Source organism: Pseudomonas sp. NPDC087690 (assembly GCF_044743175.1).
Classification (GTDB): domain Bacteria; phylum Pseudomonadota; class Gammaproteobacteria; order Pseudomonadales; family Pseudomonadaceae; genus Aquipseudomonas.
In genome coordinates this window covers 66,256-84,796 of sequence record NZ_JBIUVX010000011.1, presented here as the reverse complement: position 1 = coordinate 84,796, position 18,541 = coordinate 66,256, and the positions used below count along the sequence as shown (strand labels likewise).

The 18,541-nt window shown below is 60.4% G+C and carries 20 protein-coding genes and 1 pseudogene; 13 read left to right on the top strand and 8 right to left on the bottom strand.

Annotation, left to right across the window (positions count from 1 at the left end):
• Position 1: 1 nt before the first annotated feature.
• Both lysA and ACIPIZ_RS14315 read right to left on the bottom strand, forming a co-directional pair.
• Positions 2-1,249: a diaminopimelate decarboxylase gene (gene lysA / locus ACIPIZ_RS14320; RefSeq protein ID WP_064389521.1), complete on the bottom strand. Its 1,248-nt coding sequence runs from the start codon at positions 1,247-1,249 to the stop codon at positions 2-4.
• Between the two features lie 9 nt (positions 1,250-1,258).
• Entirely contained in the window at positions 1,259-1,432 is a 174-nt protein-coding gene (locus ACIPIZ_RS14315; protein WP_007911098.1) for a lipoprotein, read from the bottom strand.
• Between the two features lie 342 nt (positions 1,433-1,774).
• On the opposite strand from ACIPIZ_RS14315, the gene cyaY reads away from it, so the two are divergent.
• The 3 genes from cyaY (at position 1,775) to rnk (ending at position 2,974) form a co-directional block, all read left to right on the top strand.
• Positions 1,775-2,107: an iron donor protein CyaY gene (gene cyaY / locus ACIPIZ_RS14310; protein WP_007911100.1), complete on the top strand. Its 333-nt coding sequence runs from the start codon at positions 1,775-1,777 to the stop codon at positions 2,105-2,107.
• Positions 2,108-2,111: 4 nt separating this feature from the next.
• Positions 2,112-2,333 carry a DUF1289 domain-containing protein gene (locus ACIPIZ_RS14305; protein ID WP_105704649.1) on the top strand — a complete coding sequence of 74 codons (222 nt, stop codon included), beginning with the start codon at positions 2,112-2,114 and terminating at the stop codon, positions 2,331-2,333.
• A gap of 221 nt (positions 2,334-2,554) precedes the next feature.
• Positions 2,555-2,974, top strand: a complete 420-nt coding sequence (rnk, locus tag ACIPIZ_RS14300; protein WP_053124969.1) for a nucleoside diphosphate kinase regulator — start codon at positions 2,555-2,557, stop codon at positions 2,972-2,974.
• 7 nt (positions 2,975-2,981) lie between these two features.
• Here the strand turns inward: rnk and ACIPIZ_RS14295 are convergent, their stop codons facing one another.
• The 3 genes from ACIPIZ_RS14295 to ACIPIZ_RS14285 all read right to left on the bottom strand — a co-directional run bounded on the left by ACIPIZ_RS14295 (position 2,982) and on the right by ACIPIZ_RS14285 (position 6,792).
• The gene (locus tag ACIPIZ_RS14295; RefSeq protein WP_401165791.1) at positions 2,982-5,825 is read right to left on the bottom strand and encodes a class I adenylate cyclase; all 2,844 of its coding nucleotides are present in this window, start codon (positions 5,823-5,825) and stop codon (positions 2,982-2,984) included.
• 182 nt (positions 5,826-6,007) lie between these two features.
• Complete coding sequence (locus ACIPIZ_RS14290; RefSeq protein ID WP_008084565.1) at positions 6,008-6,253, bottom strand: TIGR02647 family protein; 246 nt, start codon at positions 6,251-6,253, stop codon at positions 6,008-6,010.
• A 254-nt stretch (positions 6,254-6,507) separates the two neighbouring features.
• Positions 6,508-6,792 (bottom strand): hypothetical protein, encoded by a 285-nt coding sequence (locus tag ACIPIZ_RS14285; protein ID WP_007911108.1) that lies wholly within the window; start codon positions 6,790-6,792, stop codon positions 6,508-6,510.
• 123 nt (positions 6,793-6,915) lie between these two features.
• Here ACIPIZ_RS14285 and ACIPIZ_RS14280 point away from each other — a divergent pair, with 123 nt between their 5' ends.
• On the top strand, positions 6,916-7,575 hold the full coding sequence (locus ACIPIZ_RS14280; protein WP_105704647.1) for a glutathione S-transferase family protein: 660 nt from the start codon (positions 6,916-6,918) through the stop codon (positions 7,573-7,575).
• A gap of 106 nt (positions 7,576-7,681) precedes the next feature.
• On the opposite strand, the gene argH is transcribed toward ACIPIZ_RS14280, so the two are convergent.
• Positions 7,682-9,076, bottom strand: coding sequence for an argininosuccinate lyase (gene argH, locus ACIPIZ_RS14275; RefSeq protein WP_401165788.1), 1,395 nt, complete (start codon positions 9,074-9,076; stop codon positions 7,682-7,684).
• 242 nt (positions 9,077-9,318) lie between these two features.
• Between argH and ACIPIZ_RS14270 the strand changes: the two are divergent.
• From ACIPIZ_RS14270 to ACIPIZ_RS14235, 8 genes and pseudogenes are all read left to right on the top strand, one after another.
• Positions 9,319-9,552: pseudogene (locus ACIPIZ_RS14270) on the top strand (sensor histidine kinase); the annotation flags it as partial.
• Positions 9,549-10,295 (top strand): LytTR family DNA-binding domain-containing protein, encoded by a 747-nt coding sequence (locus ACIPIZ_RS14265; RefSeq protein WP_007911111.1) that lies wholly within the window; start codon positions 9,549-9,551, stop codon positions 10,293-10,295. The pseudogene ACIPIZ_RS14270 and the gene ACIPIZ_RS14265, both read left to right, overlap by 4 nt.
• 138 nt (positions 10,296-10,433) lie before the next feature.
• Positions 10,434-11,375, top strand: a complete 942-nt coding sequence (gene hemC, locus ACIPIZ_RS14260) for a hydroxymethylbilane synthase (RefSeq protein WP_064389517.1) — start codon at positions 10,434-10,436, stop codon at positions 11,373-11,375.
• Entirely contained in the window at positions 11,372-12,133 is a 762-nt protein-coding gene (locus ACIPIZ_RS14255; protein WP_064389516.1) for a uroporphyrinogen-III synthase, read from the top strand. Before hemC ends, ACIPIZ_RS14255 begins: the two co-directional genes overlap by 4 nt.
• 16 nt (positions 12,134-12,149) lie before the next feature.
• Positions 12,150-13,292 (top strand): uroporphyrinogen-III C-methyltransferase, encoded by a 1,143-nt coding sequence (locus ACIPIZ_RS14250; protein WP_122660223.1) that lies wholly within the window; start codon positions 12,150-12,152, stop codon positions 13,290-13,292.
• Positions 13,289-14,527, top strand: a complete 1,239-nt coding sequence (locus ACIPIZ_RS14245) for a heme biosynthesis protein HemY (RefSeq protein WP_401165786.1) — start codon at positions 13,289-13,291, stop codon at positions 14,525-14,527. The genes ACIPIZ_RS14250 and ACIPIZ_RS14245 overlap by 4 nt, the downstream gene beginning before the upstream one ends.
• A 220-nt stretch (positions 14,528-14,747) precedes the next feature.
• Entirely contained in the window at positions 14,748-15,299 is a 552-nt protein-coding gene (locus ACIPIZ_RS14240) for a disulfide bond formation protein B (RefSeq protein WP_064389513.1), read from the top strand.
• Between the two features lie 183 nt (positions 15,300-15,482).
• Entirely contained in the window at positions 15,483-15,941 is a 459-nt protein-coding gene (locus ACIPIZ_RS14235) for an Rsd/AlgQ family anti-sigma factor (RefSeq protein WP_064389512.1), read from the top strand.
• Between the two features lie 60 nt (positions 15,942-16,001).
• Here the strand turns inward: ACIPIZ_RS14235 and ACIPIZ_RS14230 are convergent, their stop codons facing one another.
• Positions 16,002-16,667: an FKBP-type peptidyl-prolyl cis-trans isomerase gene (locus ACIPIZ_RS14230; RefSeq protein ID WP_064389511.1), complete on the bottom strand. Its 666-nt coding sequence runs from the start codon at positions 16,665-16,667 to the stop codon at positions 16,002-16,004.
• A 192-nt stretch (positions 16,668-16,859) separates the two neighbouring features.
• On the opposite strand from ACIPIZ_RS14230, the gene ACIPIZ_RS14225 reads away from it, so the two are divergent.
• Positions 16,860-18,077 (top strand): AlgP family protein, encoded by a 1,218-nt coding sequence (locus ACIPIZ_RS14225; RefSeq protein ID WP_105704643.1) that lies wholly within the window; start codon positions 16,860-16,862, stop codon positions 18,075-18,077.
• Here ACIPIZ_RS14225 and ACIPIZ_RS14220 read toward each other — a convergent pair.
• Positions 18,074-18,535, bottom strand: a complete 462-nt coding sequence (locus ACIPIZ_RS14220; RefSeq protein WP_064389509.1) for a TIGR02444 family protein — start codon at positions 18,533-18,535, stop codon at positions 18,074-18,076. The genes ACIPIZ_RS14225 and ACIPIZ_RS14220 overlap by 4 nt on opposite strands.
• Positions 18,536-18,541: the final 6 nt, after the last annotated feature.

Sequence of the window (18,541 nt, the reverse complement as noted above, 5' to 3'; positions counted from 1 at the left end):
GTTACTCCGGCAGCAGGCTTTCGCCGGCAAACAGCTCGGCCACGGTTTCGCGGCGGCGCACTTCAAAAACCTGATCGCCATCTACCAGCACTTCGGCGGCGCGGCCGCGAGTGTTGTAGTTGGAGCTCATCACAAAACCGTAGGCACCGGCCGAATGCACGGCCAGCAGATCGCCTTCGGCCAAGGCCAATTCGCGATCCTTGGCGAGGAAGTCACCGGTTTCGCAGATCGGGCCAACGATGTCGTATTTGCGCGCAGCGGTGTCACGCGGTTTGACCGCCGTAACGTCCATCCACGCCTGATACAGCGCCGGGCGGATCAGGTCGTTCATCGCTGCGTCGACGATGGCGAAGTCTTTGTGTTCGGTGTGCTTGAGGTACTCGACCTGAGTCAGCAGCACGCCGGCGTTGGCAACGATGAAACGGCCTGGCTCGAACACCAGCGCCAGATCACGACCGTTCAGACGCTCGCGCACGGCTTTGATGTAATCGGCAGCCAATGGCGGCTCTTCATCGCGATAACGCACGCCCAAACCACCACCGAGATCGATGTGGCGCAGGTGAATGCCGCAATCGCCGAGACGATCGACCAGATCCAGCAGACGGTCGAGGGCATCGAGGAACGGTGGCAGCGTGGTCAGTTGCGAACCGATGTGGCAGTCGACGCCAACCACTTCCAGGTTCGGCAGATGCGCGGCACGCACGTACACGTCTTCGGCGTCAGCAATGGCGATGCCGAACTTGTTCTCTTTGAGACCGGTGGAAATGTACGGGTGGGTGCCGGCATCGACGTCCGGGTTCACCCGCAGCGATACCGGGGCGCGAACGCCCAGCTCGGCGGCGACCACTTGCAGGCGTTCCAGCTCGTCGGTGGATTCGACGTTGAAGCAGTGCACGCCGACTTCCAGTGCGCGACGCATGTCGTCACGGGTCTTGCCGACACCGGAGAAGACGATCTTGTCAGCGCTGCCGCCAGCAGCCAGTACGCGCTCCAACTCGCCACGGGAAACGATGTCGAAACCGGCGCCGAGACGGGCCAGGACATTCAGCACGCCGAGGTTGGAGTTGGCTTTGACCGCAAAGCAGACCAGGTGCGGCATGCCGGCCAAGGCATCGGCGTAAGCCAGATACTGGGCTTCGATGTGTGCGCGCGAGTAAACATAAGTAGGCGTGCCGAAGCGATCGGCAATGGCGGACAGCGCCACACCTTCCGCGAACAGTTCCCCGCCACGGTAGTTAAAAGCGTCCATGGCGATCCCTTATTGGTAAACGTCGTGCTTGTGTGCTTTGGACGGTTGCTTCTGCGAAGACTGGGCTTGCTCGGCCGGGTCCTGATCGTCATCCGGCAGGTACAGCGGGCCTTTTTGACCACAGGCCGAAACGAGGCAGGCAACCGCGACGAGCGCAGCAAGGGAAGAGATCAGGCGCTTCATGGCGAAATCCTTGAAAATGCGTTAATTGCGCCGGAGTATACCGGCCACCCGGCAGCTTGCCTATGCGAGGGGGTTCCCGTCCGGCGGGGCTTGCCCAAAGCTGCCCGAACCGCCGCAATCTCCTGTAGGAGTGAGCCTGCTCCGGGCGGCGATCCGACGATAGCGAAGTGTCAGATACATATATGTTGACTGACACACCGCTATCGCGAGCAGGCTCACTCCTACGAGGGTTGGGTGTCAGGCGTGGGGCAGGGTGCTTGGTCGTTAATCTTTGCAATCGGCCGGCAGCGTCCGTATCTTTCGGCGCTTGAGCCTGATCAGACATTTTTTGAGGTTGCCGCAATGAGTTTGTCCGAAGCCCGTTTCCACGATCTGGTCGATGAAACCCAGGAAAAACTGGAAGACATCTTTGATGAAAGCGACCTGGATATCGACATGGAGAACTCGGCCGGTGTGCTCACCGTCAAGTTCGAAAACGGCTCGCAGCTGATCTTCAGCCGTCAGGAGCCGCTGCGTCAGCTGTGGCTGGCGGCGGTGTCCGGTGGTTTCCACTTCGACTACGACGAAGAAAGCGAGCGCTGGATGTGCGACAAGAGCGAAGAGCAACTGGGCGAAATGCTCGAGCGCATCGTCAAGCAACAGGCCGGCGCCGAATTCGATTTCGAAGGTCTGTGATTCCGTGACTGATACCGCGCCTGTTCGTCCACCGAAGCCGCTTTACAGCAATGTCAGCGCGGCAGTGCCTTCGCCGTGCAGCGGCGTGTGCCGACTGGACGAGCAAAAGGTCTGCCTCGGCTGCTTCCGCCATGTCGAAGACATACGCGAATGGCGCTCGGCGGACGACGAGCGCCGCCGGGTCATCTGCGCTCAGGCCGCAGACCGACGCAACTCCTCAATGTAGGAGCTGCCGAAGGCTGCGATCTTTTGATCTTTAATCTTTAGAAGCAAAGATCGCAGCCTGCGGCAGCTCCGACAGGGGTGGCCGGGTGGATGACTTGTATATTTTTTGAGCTGTGATAGTGTCCGAACACGCCTCAACCCATCGAGGCCTGGTGAAAACCCCGTCTTTTTTGGCGGGGTTTTGCTTTTTTTGTGTGCAGAAGAAAGGAGTCTGCCCGGATCATGACCGCACCTTCCATCACCCTTACCCGTCTGGACGTGCAACGTCTGGAGCGCCTGATCGACAACCTGAACGAGAAAGACCAGGCTGCGCCGGGCGTGATTGCGCTGCAAACCGAGCTGGACCGCGCCGATACCGTGGTCGGCCACGATGAAGTGCCCGCTGATGTCGTGACCATGAATTCCCGTGTGCATTGCCGCGAAGAAGGCAGTGGCAAGGATTACCACCTGACGCTGGTCTACCCCAAGGATGCCAACGCCGATGAAGGCAAGATCTCCATTCTGGCGCCCGTCGGCAGCGCACTGCTGGGCCTGAAAGTCGGTCAGCACATCGACTGGCCGGCTCCAGGTGGCAAGACCCTCAAGCTGACCCTGCTCGAAGTCGAGTCGCAGCCGGCCAACGGTGGCGCCTTCCCCGAGTAACCCCGCCTCAGACCTGTTCGAGCGCCTCGTTCAGGGCGCGCTCCAGATCAGCCTTGTAGCGCAGATACAGATTGCTTGAGCTCTGCCCATCACCGAGCAGGCCCGAAAGGTCGAGGTCGGTGATGTAGCAGCGATAGCGTTCGCTTTCGCGGCGCTGCTCGACGATCTCCCGGGCGACCACGCTGAACAGCTGGTCGCCATGCTCCAGCTCGCTGAATTCCCGTTGATTGCAATACAAAGTGACCTGCACTTCGCCCGGTGCGGCTTTGCCGACGATCGCCTGCACGTCGTAGAACGGCTTGTTTACCGGCGTCTGCGGTGCTGGTCGCACTTCCACTCGTCGTGCGCGCCCTTGGCCGGAAGGCAATAACTGGTAATACAAAGTGTCGAGGCGCACCTCCGCGCTGCCATCCATCGGTAGCACCGCTTCGCGGCGGAACAGGATCGATTGCAGGAAACGCTGCAGCGGCACCAGCAGACTCTGCTCGTCGTGGTACGGCAAATGCTGCTGCCACAGCGCATTGAATTCATCCAGCACGTACAGCTCGGCCTGCTGCTCGGTGATCCGGTAGAACACCTGAATGCATTCCGGCTGGCCCATCGGCAGGATCAGCGCGAGGTCGTGTTCTTCCAGCGCCATCGGGTCCAGATGCAGCGGGCTGTAGCGCGGCTGCTCTTCACCGAGGTAATCCAGTAACGCCGGCAGGGTGGCGAGGGCGACATGGTTGACCTGGCCCGGCACCAACTCCAAAACGTGATAGTGCTGCTGCACCTGAATCAAATAGCGGTGGTTCAAATCACTGAGCAGCAGGTTTTGCGCGGTGTCGATGATTTCCTCGACGCGGCGGGCAATGAACTGCGCACGGTTGTGGCAGAAGCAACGCACCCTCAACGACGGCTGCAAGGCCCCGCGTGGCAGGTTGTTGAGGTAATCGCGCAGGCAATCGAGCAGGGCGTGCGGGCCATCGAAGCGGTTGACCAGCACTTCGTTCCAGCTGTTGAGCGTGACTTGATCGAGGGTCAACACGAGGTTTTCGCGCACGCCGGCGTAACTCAGCGAGTCGGTACGCTCGGTGGTCATCAGGATATTGAGGTCGCGGTGATGTTTTAGCGGGTCAATCCCTACGTTGACCAGAATCAGCACTTCGCTCGGCACCGCGGCGCGCAGCAATGGCTCTTCAGCCACTGTAGGCAGGGGCAGGGCGATGCACTGTTGCAGGCTGCCGAGCAGGTTGAACAGCTCAAATTCGCTCAGGTCGCTGGTGCCGGGATGCAAAGCCAGGCGAGTGCTGCTGTCGATCACGCCGTTGCGGTGGCACCAGGTCAGCAGTTCGAGCAGCTCGCGACTGCGCTTGATCGGTGCGAAGTGTTCCCACTCCAGCGCGGTCAGGCTGCCGTTGTAGAGGCCCCACTGAGTTTGCCCCGGTTCCTTTTTATTGCGCGACTGCACCAGGGTCAAAGTATCTTCAGCCAGATCCGGGGCGATACCGGGATTGATGAACTCGACCTTGTCGGCCTTGCGTTCGAACGCAGCGTAGAGACGGCGACCGAGGACGTTGAGATCGCGCTTGTTGATCAGGCTGACAGTCTGCTCGGTACGGGCGAACTGGGTCAGGAAGCGGTAGCTGTAATTCAGTTCGTTGACCAGCGCGCGGCGCTCGGCGCTGACTTGACGGACTTTCCACTGGCTGCGGCTATCGAGCAGGGCGAGTTGGCGCTGATCCCAATGCCATTCACTGGCCAGCCTTTCCAGCAATGAACGCTGCCAGCTCTGGGTGCGGCTGTTGCCGGTGAGCTTGCGGTTGACCTTCAGGTACAGCGCGCGGCGCACCAGTTCCAGGCGTTCCGGCTCATTGCGCGCAGTCAGATATTCCTCGATGCGCCGGTACACGACCATGTACGGGTCCAGCTCGTCAAGATCGAGCTGATTGGCGAACACGGCTTTCTTGAAGCGCAGGCTCAGGCACTGCACGCGCGGGTGTTCGCTGGCGTAGACCTCGGTCAGCAGCAGTTTGAGTACCGATTTGTAGGGTGACTCGATGCCCTTGAACAATTGCCACAGGCCGGCGCCAATGAACTCGCCCGGCGGAATCGTCGCCAAGTGGCCGAGGTCGAGGGTTTCGTCGGCCCGAATAAAACGCTTCGACAGCAACGTGTGGGTGTATTGGTCGTAGGCGGTTTCTTCGTAGACCGGCACCAGCCACCAGATCGGCGTGCGCCCGGCCAGCCAGATCGCCGTGCGGTAGAACTCGTCCAGTAGCAGATAGTGCTGGGTGGTACCGCAGTTTTCCGAACTGAGCTGGGTGTCGCGTTCGCCTTTGACGAAGCGCACCGGGTCGATGAGAAAGAAATGCGCTTCGGCACCTTGGCTGGCCGCCCAGATTTCGAGCAACTGACATTTTTTGCTCAGTTCGGCGAGTTCGTTTTCGCTCAGGTCTGGCGCGTGGCAAACCCACACGTCCATGTCGCTCTGATCGGCCTGCGCCAGCGTGCCAAGGCTGCCCATCAGGAAAAGGCCATGAATCGGTCGCGGCGGATTGCTGCCATGGCGCGGCTTGTAGGAAAACGAACGGGTCAGGCGCTGAGCTTCGGCAAGCGCATCGGCGTCCGGCTCGTAATTGGACACTCCGGCCGGTGTACTGCCCGAGACATAACCCGGCAGCAGCGGATGGTTGACGTGGAAGAACAGCGGCAACAGCGTCAACACGCTCTGTTGGCGTGTCGACAGGCCTTCAAGGGCGCGGCCGAGGCGGCCTTCATTGAGTTTGAGAAAGCGTGCGCGCAGCTGGCTGAGGACCTTGCGGTCGATACCTTCGTCCAGGTCAGGGCGGATTTCGTGGGTGCGCGTCATGTCAGCTCAAACCGGCTCGCAGGCTCGGACGTAGAGGGTCTCGGAATGTCAGGCAGTTTAGCCTTAGCGCAGCGGGACTTTTAAGCTGAATTTGTTTTTGACGTCAGATTTCTATCGCGAGCGACCGGGCAGGCCCGCGGAAATCCCGTGGCAGGAGTTCCCGTGGGCAAAGTCGGGGAGGATCAGGCGGTTTCCTGCTCTCTCAGAATGGTCAGCACGGTTTGCACATTTTGTGCGGCGTCGCGACCGAGGCTGGTCAGATAACCGCCATCGGGCTGATCGGTCAGGTCTTTTTCAAAGAGGCGTTTGGCGGCAGAAATATGTTTCGGGGCAGCGGTCTGATGAATTTTCAAACCTTCCTGGGAACTGTCCAGGGGAAAGAGTGCGAGGACTTCCAGTTCGGCAACCAACTCAGGGGTAAGCGACATAAGGACTCCAGACTTTCTAGGAATTGGACGACAGCGCCCCTAAGGTGAACCCGCTTTTGCGGCATGTCCAGTGCTCAGATCAGGGATTTTGTCTTGAGGCGGATTCCAGTGTAGTCGGGGCCCGGGAGTTGGCTGGATGGATACGTTACAAACATTGTAGGAGTGAGCCTGCTCGCGATAGCGGAGTGCCTGTCAGCATAGTCTTCACTGACAGGACGCTATCGCGAGCAGGCTCACTCCTACAGAATCGGGGCTTACTGCTTTTCTGGCGGTAATTCCGGCAATGCACGCAACGCCGCTTCGTACCATTCGGTATTGAACGCGCGGTCTTCATCGAGCATCGCGTCAATCTCGTAAGCCAGCACATGCGCCATCAGATTGAGGATCTCTTCGCGCTCCACACCCACTAGTGTCAGCTTGTTGAAGGTCGCTTTGGCTGCTGGTGGGTTGTCGCTTTCGATCTGGTTCTCGATGGCTTCGATCAAAGTAGCCTCGGTGAACTCTTCTTCGTCGTTGTCGATGTCTGTCGGCTCGCTCATGGCAGGCTCCTCATGGAAAGGCGCCAGTTTACCCGCATTCAGCGGCGTGATGCTGCTGGCGGGATTTGCCCCGGCGATCTATAAACAGGCACTGCCCACCCCGCACGGCCTGGAGGCTATGTGATGCTCAAGCTCTACGGATTCTCAGTCAGCAACTACTACAACATGGTCAAACTGGCGCTGCTGGAAAAAGGCCTGCCGTTCGAAGAGGTCACGTTCTACCCGACGCCGACCCCGGAATCACTGGCCATCAGCCCGCGCGGCAAAGTGCCGGTGCTGGGCGTGGACGCCGGTTTCATTAACGAGACCGCGATCATTCTCGAATACCTTGAGCAAACCCAGAAAGGTACGCCGCTGCTGCCGAGCGATCCGTTCGAGCGCGCGCAGGTGCTGGCGATCGCCAAGGAAATCGAGCTGTACATCGAGCTGCCGGGGCGTGCCTGTTATGGCGAAGCATTTTTCGGTATGAGCCTGCCGGAGGCGATCAAGGAAAAGACCAAGACTGAATTGCAGCTGGGTTTTGCGGCGCTGGGCCGGCACGGCAAATTCGCCCCGTACGTGGCGGGCGACAGCCTGAGCATTGCCGATTTGTACTTCCTCTACAGCGTACCGCTGGCCTGTGCGGTCGGGCAGAAGCTGTTTGGAATTGATTTGCTGGCAGAGATGCCGCAGGCGAAAGCATTGCTGGAGAAGCTTGAGCAGAATCCGCATGTGCAGAAGATTGCGGCGGACAAGGAAGCGGCGATGCCGGCGTTTTTGGCGATGATCGCTGCCAAGAAGTGAGGTTTGTAGTGAGTTGAAAGCAGCTATCGCGAGCAGGCTCACTCCTGCAGGGGAACGCATTCCAATGTAGGAGTGAGCCTGCTCGCGATGCTTTTGGCTTTTTCTGTTAGCGGCTAGCGATCAGGGCCTGACCGCGCACCACAGCCGCTTTGACCTGCGCCGGCGCAGTGCCGCCAATATGGTCACGGGCATTCACCGAGCCTTCCAGGGTCAGCACGGCAAACACGTCCTGCTCGATCTGGTCGCTGAACTGGCGCAGTTCTTCCAGGCTCATCTCGGCCAGATCCTTGCCAGTGTCCACGCCGTATTTCACGGCGTGGCCAACGATCTCGTGGCAATCACGGAACGGCAAGCCACGACGCACCAGATAGTCCGCCAGATCGGTCGCGGTGGAGAAACCACGTAGCGCTGCTTCACGCATGATCGCGTGCTTCGGTTTGATCGCCGGAATCATGTCGGCGAAGGCCCGCAGCGAGTCGCGCAGCGTATCGGCAGCGTCGAACAGCGGCTCTTTGTCTTCCTGGTTGTCCTTGTTGTAGGCCAGCGGTTGGCCCTTCATCAAGGTAAGCAGGCCCATCAGTGCGCCGAACACACGGCCGGTCTTGCCGCGCACCAGCTCTGGCACGTCAGGGTTTTTCTTTTGCGGCATGATCGAGCTGCCGGTGCAGAAACGGTCCGGCAGATCGATGAACTGGAATTGCGCGCTGGTCCACAGCACCAGCTCTTCGGAGAAACGCGACAAGTGCATCATCGCGATGCTCGCGGCCGAGCAGAATTCGATGGCGAAGTCGCGATCGGAAACGTTGTCCAGCGAGTTGCCGCCCACAGCATCGAAACCCAGCAGTTGCGCGGTGTATTCGCGGTCGATCGGGTAGGTGGTGCCGGCCAGCGCAGCACTGCCCAGTGGCATGCGGTTGGTGCGCTTGCGGCAGTCGACCAGGCGCTCGTAATCGCGGCTGAGCATTTCGAACCAGGCCAGCATGTGGTGCCCGAAGGTCACTGGCTGCGCGGTCTGCAAGTGGGTGAAGCCGGGCATGATGCTCGCGGCTTCGCGCTCGGCTTGTTCCAGCAGGCCTTTTTGCAGACGGGTGATTTCGGCGAGGATCAGGTCGATTTCGTCGCGCAGCCACAGGCGGATGTCGGTGGCCACCTGATCGTTACGGCTGCGCCCGGTGTGCAGCTTCTTGCCGGTGACGCCGATGCGATCGGTCAGGCGCGCCTCGATGTTCATGTGCACGTCTTCGAGATCGATGCGCCAGTCGAACTGGCCGGCCTCGATTTCGCCCTGAATGGTCTTCAGGCCATCAATGATGCTGTCGCGCTCGGCATCGGTCAGCACGCCGACCTTGGCCAGCATGGTGGCGTGGGCGATCGAGCCCATGATGTCGTGGCGATACAGGCGCTGGTCGAAAGTGACGGAGGCGGTGAAGCGTGCGACGATGGCGTCGACGGGTTCACTGAAGCGGCCGCCCCAGGACTGATTGGTCTTGTCAGTGCTCATGAATTCGCTCGTATCGGCTTGAAGAAAAAAGGCGTGAAACGCTGGCGCGGATAATAACAGGGTTGCCCGGACTGTCGCTGACACCGGTCGATACGTTTTTTTCTCATTGGCTCGGCCATAGTCGGCGCTGCCCCCGGCGGATTTGCGCAAGGATATTTTTCGATTGAGCAATGTCGTTCCGACGAGCGTCTACAGTAGGACATAAGGGTCGGCGTGACTGCGGATCGCGCAAAGGTCTGACCGCCGACTATAAGAAGAGGGGGTGGGTGCAATTGTCCTTCGGCAATCCCCGTGAAAAACGCGAGAAACAGCGGGCTTCGAGCGGTACGAACCGGACACTGGCAAATATTGCTGGCCGACGTACGGCACTTTTTGGCGCTCGGGCTAGTCTTAGCGTGGATCGCGGTGACGGACGTCACTTCACCTGTCTACGCTATCCTTGTGCGAGACTCACGCAGGAATCCAGCGCAATATGAATGTCCTGATCGTTGATGACGAACCACTGGCTCGCGAGCGCCTCAGCCGAATGGTGAGCGAGCTCGAGGGTTATACAGTTCTGGAGCCCAGCGCCACGAATGGCGAGGAGGCGTTGGCACTGATCGACAGCCACAAGCCGGATATCGTGCTGCTCGATATCCGCATGCCAGGCCTCGATGGCCTGCAGGTTGCTGCCCGTCTGTGCGAACGAGAAACGCCGCCCGCCGTGGTGTTTTGCACCAGCCCCGATGAATTTGCCGTGGAAGCCCTGCAGGCCAGCGCCGTGGGCTATGTGGTGAAACCCGTGCGAACCGAACATCTGCATGACGCCCTGAAACGGGCTGAACGTCCCAACCGGGCGCAACTCTCGGCCCTGACCCGTCCCGCTGCCGAAAGCGGCACCGGCCCGCGCAGCCACATCAGCGCCCGCACCCGCAAAGGTATCGAACTGATCCCGCTGGATCAGGTGGTCTATTTCATTGCGGACCATAAATACGTGACCTTGCGCCACGAGGCCGGTGAAGTGCTGCTGGACGAACCGCTGAAGGCGCTGGAAGACGAGTTCGGCGAGCGCTTTGTGCGTATCCACCGCAACGCCCTGGTCGCCCGCGACCGCATCGAACGTCTGCAACGTACGCCGCTGGGGCATTTCCAGTTGTTCCTCAAAGGGCTCAATGGCGATGCGCTGATCGTTAGCCGTCGGCATGTCGCCGGTGTGCGCAAAATGATGCAGGGCCTGTAGCCCGGTATTTTCCGGTGCTTCGAACTTCTTTTCACCGGGCATTGCAGGCCAGGGAGGCCGCGCCGACTCTGATTCAAGTCAAAGTGGATTTGGCTGAGCTGTTATTATCCGCCGTATCTATTCAGTACGGATTGATCCATGTCCTCTCGCGAAATCCGCATCGCCACCCGTAAAAGTGCGCTGGCCCTCTGGCAGGCCGAATACGTCAAAGCCCGTCTGGAAGCGGCCCACCCGGGCCTGCTGGTGACGCTGGTGCCCATGGTCAGTCGCGGCGACAAGCTGCTCGATTCGCCATTGTCGAAGATCGGCGGCAAGGGCCTGTTCGTCAAGGAACTGGAAACCGCACTGCTGGAAAACCAAGCCGACATCGCCGTGCATTCGATGAAAGACGTGCCGATGGACTTCCCTGAAGGCCTCGGTCTGTTCTGCATCTGCGAACGTGAAGACCCGCGCGATGCCTTCGTTTCCAATACCTATGCCAGCCTCGACGCGTTGCCTGCCGGCGCCATCGTCGGTACCTCGAGCCTGCGTCGTCAGGCGCAATTGCTGACGCGCCGCCCGGATCTTGAGATCCGCTTCCTGCGCGGCAACGTCAACACCCGTCTGGCCAAGCTCGATGCCGGTGAGTACGACGCGATCATCCTTGCGGCGGCCGGCCTGATCCGTCTCGGTTTTGAAGATCGCATCACCTCGGCGATCAGCGTCGATGACAGCCTGCCGGCCGGTGGTCAGGGCGCGGTCGGCATCGAATGCCGCAGTGCCGACACTGAAATCCACGCCTTGCTCGCGCCGCTGCACCACGCCGATACCACGTCGCGCGTCACCGCCGAGCGTGCCCTCAACAAACATTTGAATGGCGGCTGCCAAGTGCCGATCGCCTGCTACGCCGTGCTCGAAGGCGAGCAGTTGTGGTTGCGCGGTCTGGTCGGTGAGCCGAGCGGTGGCAAGCTGCTCAGCGCAGAAGCCCGGGCACCACGTGCCGAGGCCGAAGCGCTCGGTGTGCAGGTTGCCGAAGACCTGTTGCGCCAGGGTGCTGCCGATATTCTCAAAGCGGTCTACGGCGAGGCAGGTCACGAGTGACCGGTTGGCGCCTGCTGCTGACGCGCCCTGCGGAGGACTGTGCGGCGCTGGCGCAGACGTTGGCCGAGCAGGGGATTTTCAGTAGCTGTTTGCCGCTTCTGGACATTGTTCCGCTGCCGGTCTCTGCGAAAATTCGTCAGGCGATTGCGCGGTTGCCGGGTTGCAAAGCGGTAGTCGTGGTCAGCAAACCGGCGGCTCGCATTGCGCTGGATCTGCTCGGTAATTCGTCTTCGCTGGCGATGCCGTGGTTCAGCGTCGGCGCGGCAACTGCGCAGATTCTTAGCGATCATGGTCTGGACGCGAACTTCCCGGCCGCCGGCGATGATAGCGAAGCATTGCTGCAATTACCGCGTCTGCGTGAGGCCGTCAGTCAGCCCGGTGCGCAGGTGTTGATCCTGCGTGGTGAGGGCGGCCGCGAGCTACTCGCCGAGCGCCTGCGTGCGCTTGGTGCTAGTGTCGAGTATCTGGAATTGTATCGACGTGACCTGCCAGCCTATCCGCCGCAGGAGCTGTCGCGGCGGATTGAAGCGGAACGCTTGAACGGGCTGGTGGTCAGCAGTGGACAGGGTTTCGAGCACTTGCAGCAGATGGCCGGCGATGCCTGGTCGAGCATTGCGCAGTTGCCGTTGTTTGTTCCAAGCCCAAGGGTCGCCGAGCTGGCACGTGCCGCCGGGGCTCAAACAGTTGTGGATTGCCGCGGCGCGAGTGCCGCGGCTTTGCTGACGGCGCTGCGGGAACGTCCCCAGCCCGTTTTCTAATGCAAAGGATGGATACGTGAGCGAAACAGCCTTGCCTAAAGATGATGTCCAGCCTGTGATCGACGCCCAGGTTGAAACCCCACCGCCGGCCACAGAGCCGCGCCGAGGCAATGGACTGGCCATCGTCGCCCTGTTGCTCGGCGCTGCCGGCGTCGCGATCGGGGGCTGGGGTGTCTGGCAGGTGCGCCACCTGCAGACCAACACGCAACAGCAGTCCGGTGAAGTGCAGGCATTGAACGATCAGGCGCAGAGCCTGAAGCTCAATGAACAGCGTCTGACCGAGCGCCTCGCGCAGTTGCCGGGCGCCGATGAACTTGCCGAGCGCCAGCGTCTGGTGACGCAGCTTCAGGGTGATCAGCAGCGCCTCAATCAGCGTCTGGAAACAGTGCTGGGGGCCAGCCGCAAGGACTGGCGTCTGGCCGAGGCCGAGCACTTGTTGCGTCTGGCCAGCCTGCGTCTTTCGGCATTGCAGGACATCAGCAGCGCACAGGCCTTGGTGCAAGGCGCGGATGAAATCCTTCGTGAACAGAATGACCCCGGCTCGTTTGCCGCTCGCGAGCAAGTGGCGAAAACCCTCGTCGCTTTGCGCAGCACGGCACAACCGGATCGCACCGGTCTGTTCCTGCGCCTCGGCGCGTTGCGCGATCAGGTCATCGACCTCACCGAGCTGGCGCCGGAGTACAAGGATCGTGGTGAATCGCTGCTGGGCCTGACCGCCGATGGCGATGGCGCCAGTCGCTGGGCGCAATGGTGGGATCAGGTTTCGCGCTACATCCGCATCGATTTCAACGCTGACAAGAATGTGCGACCGCTGCTGGCCGGGCAGAGCCTGAGTCAGGTGCGCCTGGCCTTGAGCCTGGCGCTTGAGCAGGCGCAGTGGGCAGCCCTGAATGGTCAGGCGCCGGTCTACACCCAGGCGCTGGCCGAGGCGCGGGATGTGCTCAAAGGCAATTTCAATCCGGACAACCCGCAAAGCAAAGTGATGCTGGAGCAGGTCGCCGAGCTGAGCAAGGAACCGGTCACGGTCAATACCCCGGATCTGGCTGGCACCCTGAGTGCGGTGCAGGCGTATCTGGAGCGACGTAACGTCAATGCTGAAGAGTCGGTGAAACCGTTCGCCAAACCTGCCGCCAACACCGCGCAGGAGGCCACGCCATGAAGCGCCTGTATGTAATCGTGTTTCTGGTGATCGCGGCGACGGCGGCGTTGGGTTTTGCCGTGGCGCAGCATTCCGGTTACGTGCTGATCGCTTACCAGAGCTTGCGCTATGAAGCGAGCTTGTGGGCGACACTCGCGGTGATCGCGGTGTTGTGGCTGCTGATCTGGGGCATCAAGGCGCTGGTCGAACTGGTCATGACCTCCAGCGGCGTGGTCAATCCATGGTCGCGGCGCAATCGCAGTCGTCGCGTGCAGGTGGCCATCGAGCACGGTCAACTGGATCTGGCGGAAGGCCGTTGGGCCAGCGCGCAGCGGCATTTGTCTCGCGCAGCTGAAGCCGAGCGCCAACCGCTTTTGTACTACCTTGGCGCTGCACGTGCGGCCAACGAGCAAGGTAATTACGAAGAGTGCGATCACTTGCTGGAGCGTGCACTGGAACGTCAGCCGCAAGCCGAGTTGGCGATTGCCTTGAGTCATGCGCAGTTGCAGACCGATCGCGGTGATACCGATGGTGCGCTGGTCACGCTGCAGGCGATGCATGAGCGCCACCCGCGCAATGCGCAGACGTTGCGTCAGTTGCAGCGCTTGCATCAACAGCGCGGTGAGTGGTCGTCGGTGATCCGTCTGTTGCCGGAGCTGCGCAAGGATAAAGTCCTGCCGCCAGCAGAACTGATTGAACTGGAGCGTCGTGCCTGGGGTGAGAACCTTTCGCTGGCGGCGCATCGCGAGGAGGACGGGACGGTAGGGCTGCAGTCGCTCAAGCGCGCATGGGAACAGCTCACCTCGGCGCAGCGTCAGGAGCCGCCGCTGGTATTGGCGTATGCGGAGCAGCTACGTCAGCTGGGCGCTCAGGTCGAAGCGGAGGAAGTGCTGCGAACCGCTATCAAGCGCAAGTACGACAGTCATCTGGCACGTCTTTATGGCCTGGTGCGCGGCAGCGATCCGGCGCGCCAGTTGCAAACGGCGGAAGGCTGGCTCAAGGAACACCCGGCCGATCCAAGCCTGCTGTTGACCCTGGGACGTCTGTGCCTGCAAACCAGTTTGTGGGGCAAGGCTCGGGACTATCTGGAAAGCAGCCTGCGCGTACAGCGTAATCCCGAAGCCTGTGCAGAGCTGGCACGCCTGCTTGCACAGCTCGGCGATACCGAACGCAGTAACCAGCTGTTTCAAGAAGGCCTTGGCCTGCTCGATGAGCGTCTTCTGGCCGCGCCATTGCCGGTTCCGGTTCATGCATGAAATAACAGTGGGAGGGGCGTGCTCCCTCCTGCACCGGATGACAGAAAAATTCTCGCCAAGACGCGTCCCAGGCAAAGTCCTACAGCGTCCTACATCAATTCCTCTCTTGCCTGTCGGGATTTCCCTACACCTCTGGTGAAGTGTCGGCAGCTGCCTGCCTTGAAAGGCCGACGCGCTTTCCTCTACCGTAACTGCCTGTCTCTACTGTTACGGAAAAGCCATGTCGTTGGCCTGCTCACGCTCCTTGTTTTTCATTGCTTTCACTGCGGGGGCTGTCGCCCTGGGAGCTTCCTATTACCTTGAATACGCGGTTGGGCTGGTGCCGTGCAGCCTGTGCCTGGTTCAGCGACTGTGCATGACACTGCTGACCGTCTGCTGTGGTCTGGCGGCGGTACATGGGCCGCGACGTGCCGGTCTCTCGCTCTACTGGGTGTTTGCGCTTTGCGCGAGCCTCGGAGGTACGGCGGCGGCCTGGCGGCAGGTGTTGATGCAGAGCGATTCGGTGCTACAACTGGTCGAATGTTCGCCTGCTCCCGAGACATTCTTCAGCAACATGCCCTGGTTGTGCGCGGTCCTGCGCATGGTGAGCGGCACCGCCGATTGTGTGGAAATTTCCTGGACGCTGTTCGACCTGAGCATCCCTGAATGGAGTCTGCTGTTTTTTGTGGCAATGTCGATTCTGGCGTTTTACCAACTGATACGACTGGTCTGGAACGCTCTGCAACAACCGCTCAGCGGCGAAGCGTCGCACCGCAGGCCGATCAGGGATTAAACACTTGTATGAACTTTATCTCCTGCGTACCTTGAAGCCATAGGCGTGCGGGCATAATCTGGCCCGCACGTGTCATTGGATTTATGTTGCTCGATGACGCTCTGCCCGGCCGACCCCCAAGCCAACATCAAAAGAGGGGCGCGGGTGTAGAGCAGCATGACCCACAAGGGAAGAGAGATCGCCATGCTCGAAAGTTGTCAGAATGCTCAGGAACGCTGGGGTGGAGTTCATCTGCTGATCGACCGCTGGTTGCAGGAGCGTGAAGATCTGATCGGTGCCTACGACAAGCTCGGTGCGCAGCCTGAGTCGCTGTCCGAGAGCCGCAAGCCTTTGCAGGAATTCTGCGGCGTGCTGGTCGATTACGTCTCGGCAGGGCACTTCGAAATCTACGAACAGCTGACTGGCGAAGCCAAGGCGTTCAACGACAAGCGCGGCCTTGAACTTGCCGATACGATCTATCCGCGTATCGATGTCATCACCGAGAAGCTGCTCGCGTTCAACGATCTGTGCGATGAAGGCAAATGCGTTGCCGAGAAATTCAAAGAGCTCGGTGGCCTGCTGCACGAGCGCTTCGAACTCGAAGACTGTTTGATTGAAGTGCTGCACACAGCACACAAGGAAGAAGATCCAGTTCAGGCCTGATCCCGAACGCTGATCAAAAAAAACGGTGCGCCCGAAAGCGCACCGTTTTTTATTGCCTGATCAACTCGTCGCGCCGCGCAATTCCACCTCGAACACCAGCGGCGTGAACGGTGCGATCAGGTCACCGGCACCGTCGGCGCCATAGGCCTGATCCGAAGGAATCACCAAGCGCCATTTCGCCCCCACCGGCATGTTTTGCAATGCAGTGCGCCAACCGGCAATCACGCTGTCGAGGTTGAACCATTGCGGCTGGGTGTTTTGATCGAACACCGTGCCATCAGGCAGGCGACCTGTATACAACACCTGCACTTTTCCATCCGGGCCGGCCTTGGCCCCGGTGCCTGGTGCCAGCTCGGTCAGCAGGATGCCGTCAGCCAATTCCTTCACACCCGGTTTGGCTTTTTCGGTGGTGAGAAAACGCTGTTCGTTTTCCATCGCGGCGTCGCTCGAAGGTTGCGAAGAACGCTCGGCATTCTGCGACTCGTGATCGGCGAGGATCTGTTCGATGCGAGCTTCGCTCAGTGCCAGTGGCTTGCCCTGATAGGCTTGCTGCAAGCCTTCGATCAATGCCTGAATCTGCAATTGTGGCACTTCCTGACGCAACCGTTCGCCCAGGCTTGCACCGAGGCTGTAGGCCAGATCATGAGCGTCATTCGCGGTGGTTTTTTCGTCGGCGTGGGCTGCCGAAAAAACCATGCAGAGGGATAAAAAAAGGTAGCGCGACATGGGCACTCTCCGTCCTGAGATGCGGTGGATTATGCCAGCGCGAACGTCTGCAACGGTGAACTGCTTTTGCCTTCGCGCAGAACATTTTCACTTCGGTGCAACGCAACGCAATCGATACTGTCAAGATGCCCTAGCGGCGGTAACTGCAGAGGTCTAGTATGAGCCGCACTCACGTCAGCCAGGAGGTAAACCATGTCGGCCACCAAGAAGCCTGTAAATACTCCGTTGCACTTACTCCAACAACTCTCGGGCAGCCTGCTCGAGCATTTGGAAAACGCTTGCTCGCAAGCCTTGGCTGATGCTGAAAAACTGCTCGCCAAACTGGAAAAGCAACGCGGCAAGGCGCAGGAAAAACTGCACAAATCCCGCACCAAATTGCAGGACGCAGCTGCTGCCGGTAAAGCCAAGGCACAGACCAAAGCCAAGGGCGCAGTGAAAGAACTCGAAGACCTGCTCGATGCGTTGAAGGATCGTCAGTCCGATACGCGCAGCTACATCCTGCAACTCAAGCGCGACGCCCAGGAAAGCCTGAAACTGGCGCAGGGTGTGGGCCGCGTTCAAGAAGCCGTGGGCAAAGTATTGTCGACTCGCTCGGCCAAACCAGCAGCGGCACCGGCGAAGAAAGCCGCGGCCAAACCTGCTGCAGCCAAAGCTCCAGCGAAAACTGCGGCGGCCAAGCCTGCTGCAAAAGCTGCTGCTAAAACCGCTGCCAAGCCCGCTGCAAAAGTACCGGTGAAAGCCGCTGCAAAACCAGCTGTTAAAGCGGCTGCAAAACCTGCAGCGAAGAAACCTGCTGCGGCGAGCGCTGCAAAACCAGCAGCTAAAACCACAGCGGCAAAACCTGCTGCGCGCACTGCCGCTGCCAAGCCGGCTACCCGTGCCGCCGCTGCTAAACCAGCTGCGAAGCCAGCCGCAGCCAAAGCTGCTCCAGCGAAAACCGCCGCTAAACCAGCTGCCAAAGCGGTTGCAAAACCTGCTGCTAAAACCGCTGCTGCAAAACCAGCCGCCAAGACTGCCGCTAAACCAGCTGCAGCCAAACCTGCTGCAAAAGCGCCAGCCAAAGCTGCTGCAAAACCGGCTGCAAAACCAGCCGTGAAAGCTGCCGCCAAACCGGCAGCCAAGCCAGCCGCTAAACCGGCCGCTGCTGCCAAACCAGCGACTGCTGCTGCCAAGCCTGCTGCTGCGAAACCAGCCGCCAAGCCAGCTGCAAAACCAGCCGTTAAAAAGCCAGCCGCTGCCAAACCAGCTGCCGCCAAACCGGCTACCGCGCCTGCCGCCAAGCCTGCCGCACCGACAACCTCGGCTGCGCCATCGGCACCTGCTCCAGCCGCGACTACCTCGACCCCTTCGACTGCGCCATCGCCAGCCGCTGCGTCGAGCGTCAGCAATAACCCGACCAGCGCTTCCTAAGTGCCGGTCGCCGCGACGCGCAGCACTTGCAGCGCGTCGCGGTTCGGGTTGGCTGCAGTGCCGGCCAAGCCTTCAAGCCAGGTGATCGAACCTGCGTCGTTTCGCGTCCATTCCTGCGCCACACCTTCAAGCCGTGACAGCAATGCTCGCTCAGCTTCCAGCTCGAGTGACTTGATCTGCTCGCGCATGCCTTTCACCACCGCATCATCCGCCGCACGCGATTTCCATTGCATGCGCAGTGTTCGCAGCGGCTGCACCACATCGATATCCCACGGTTCGGTCAGCGCCTGAAGCTGGCGAACGCGTTGTTCATCGCAAGTCACTGCGCGCTGCTCCAGCCATAAACCGCACAGCAGCAGGCACACATTGGCGCCCGCCGTTTGCAGTTGCAGGCAGGCGTCTTCCACGCCCGGTCGGGCGTAGGTGGCAAGGGAAAAGCTCCACAGGTCAGAGGACATCGTGCT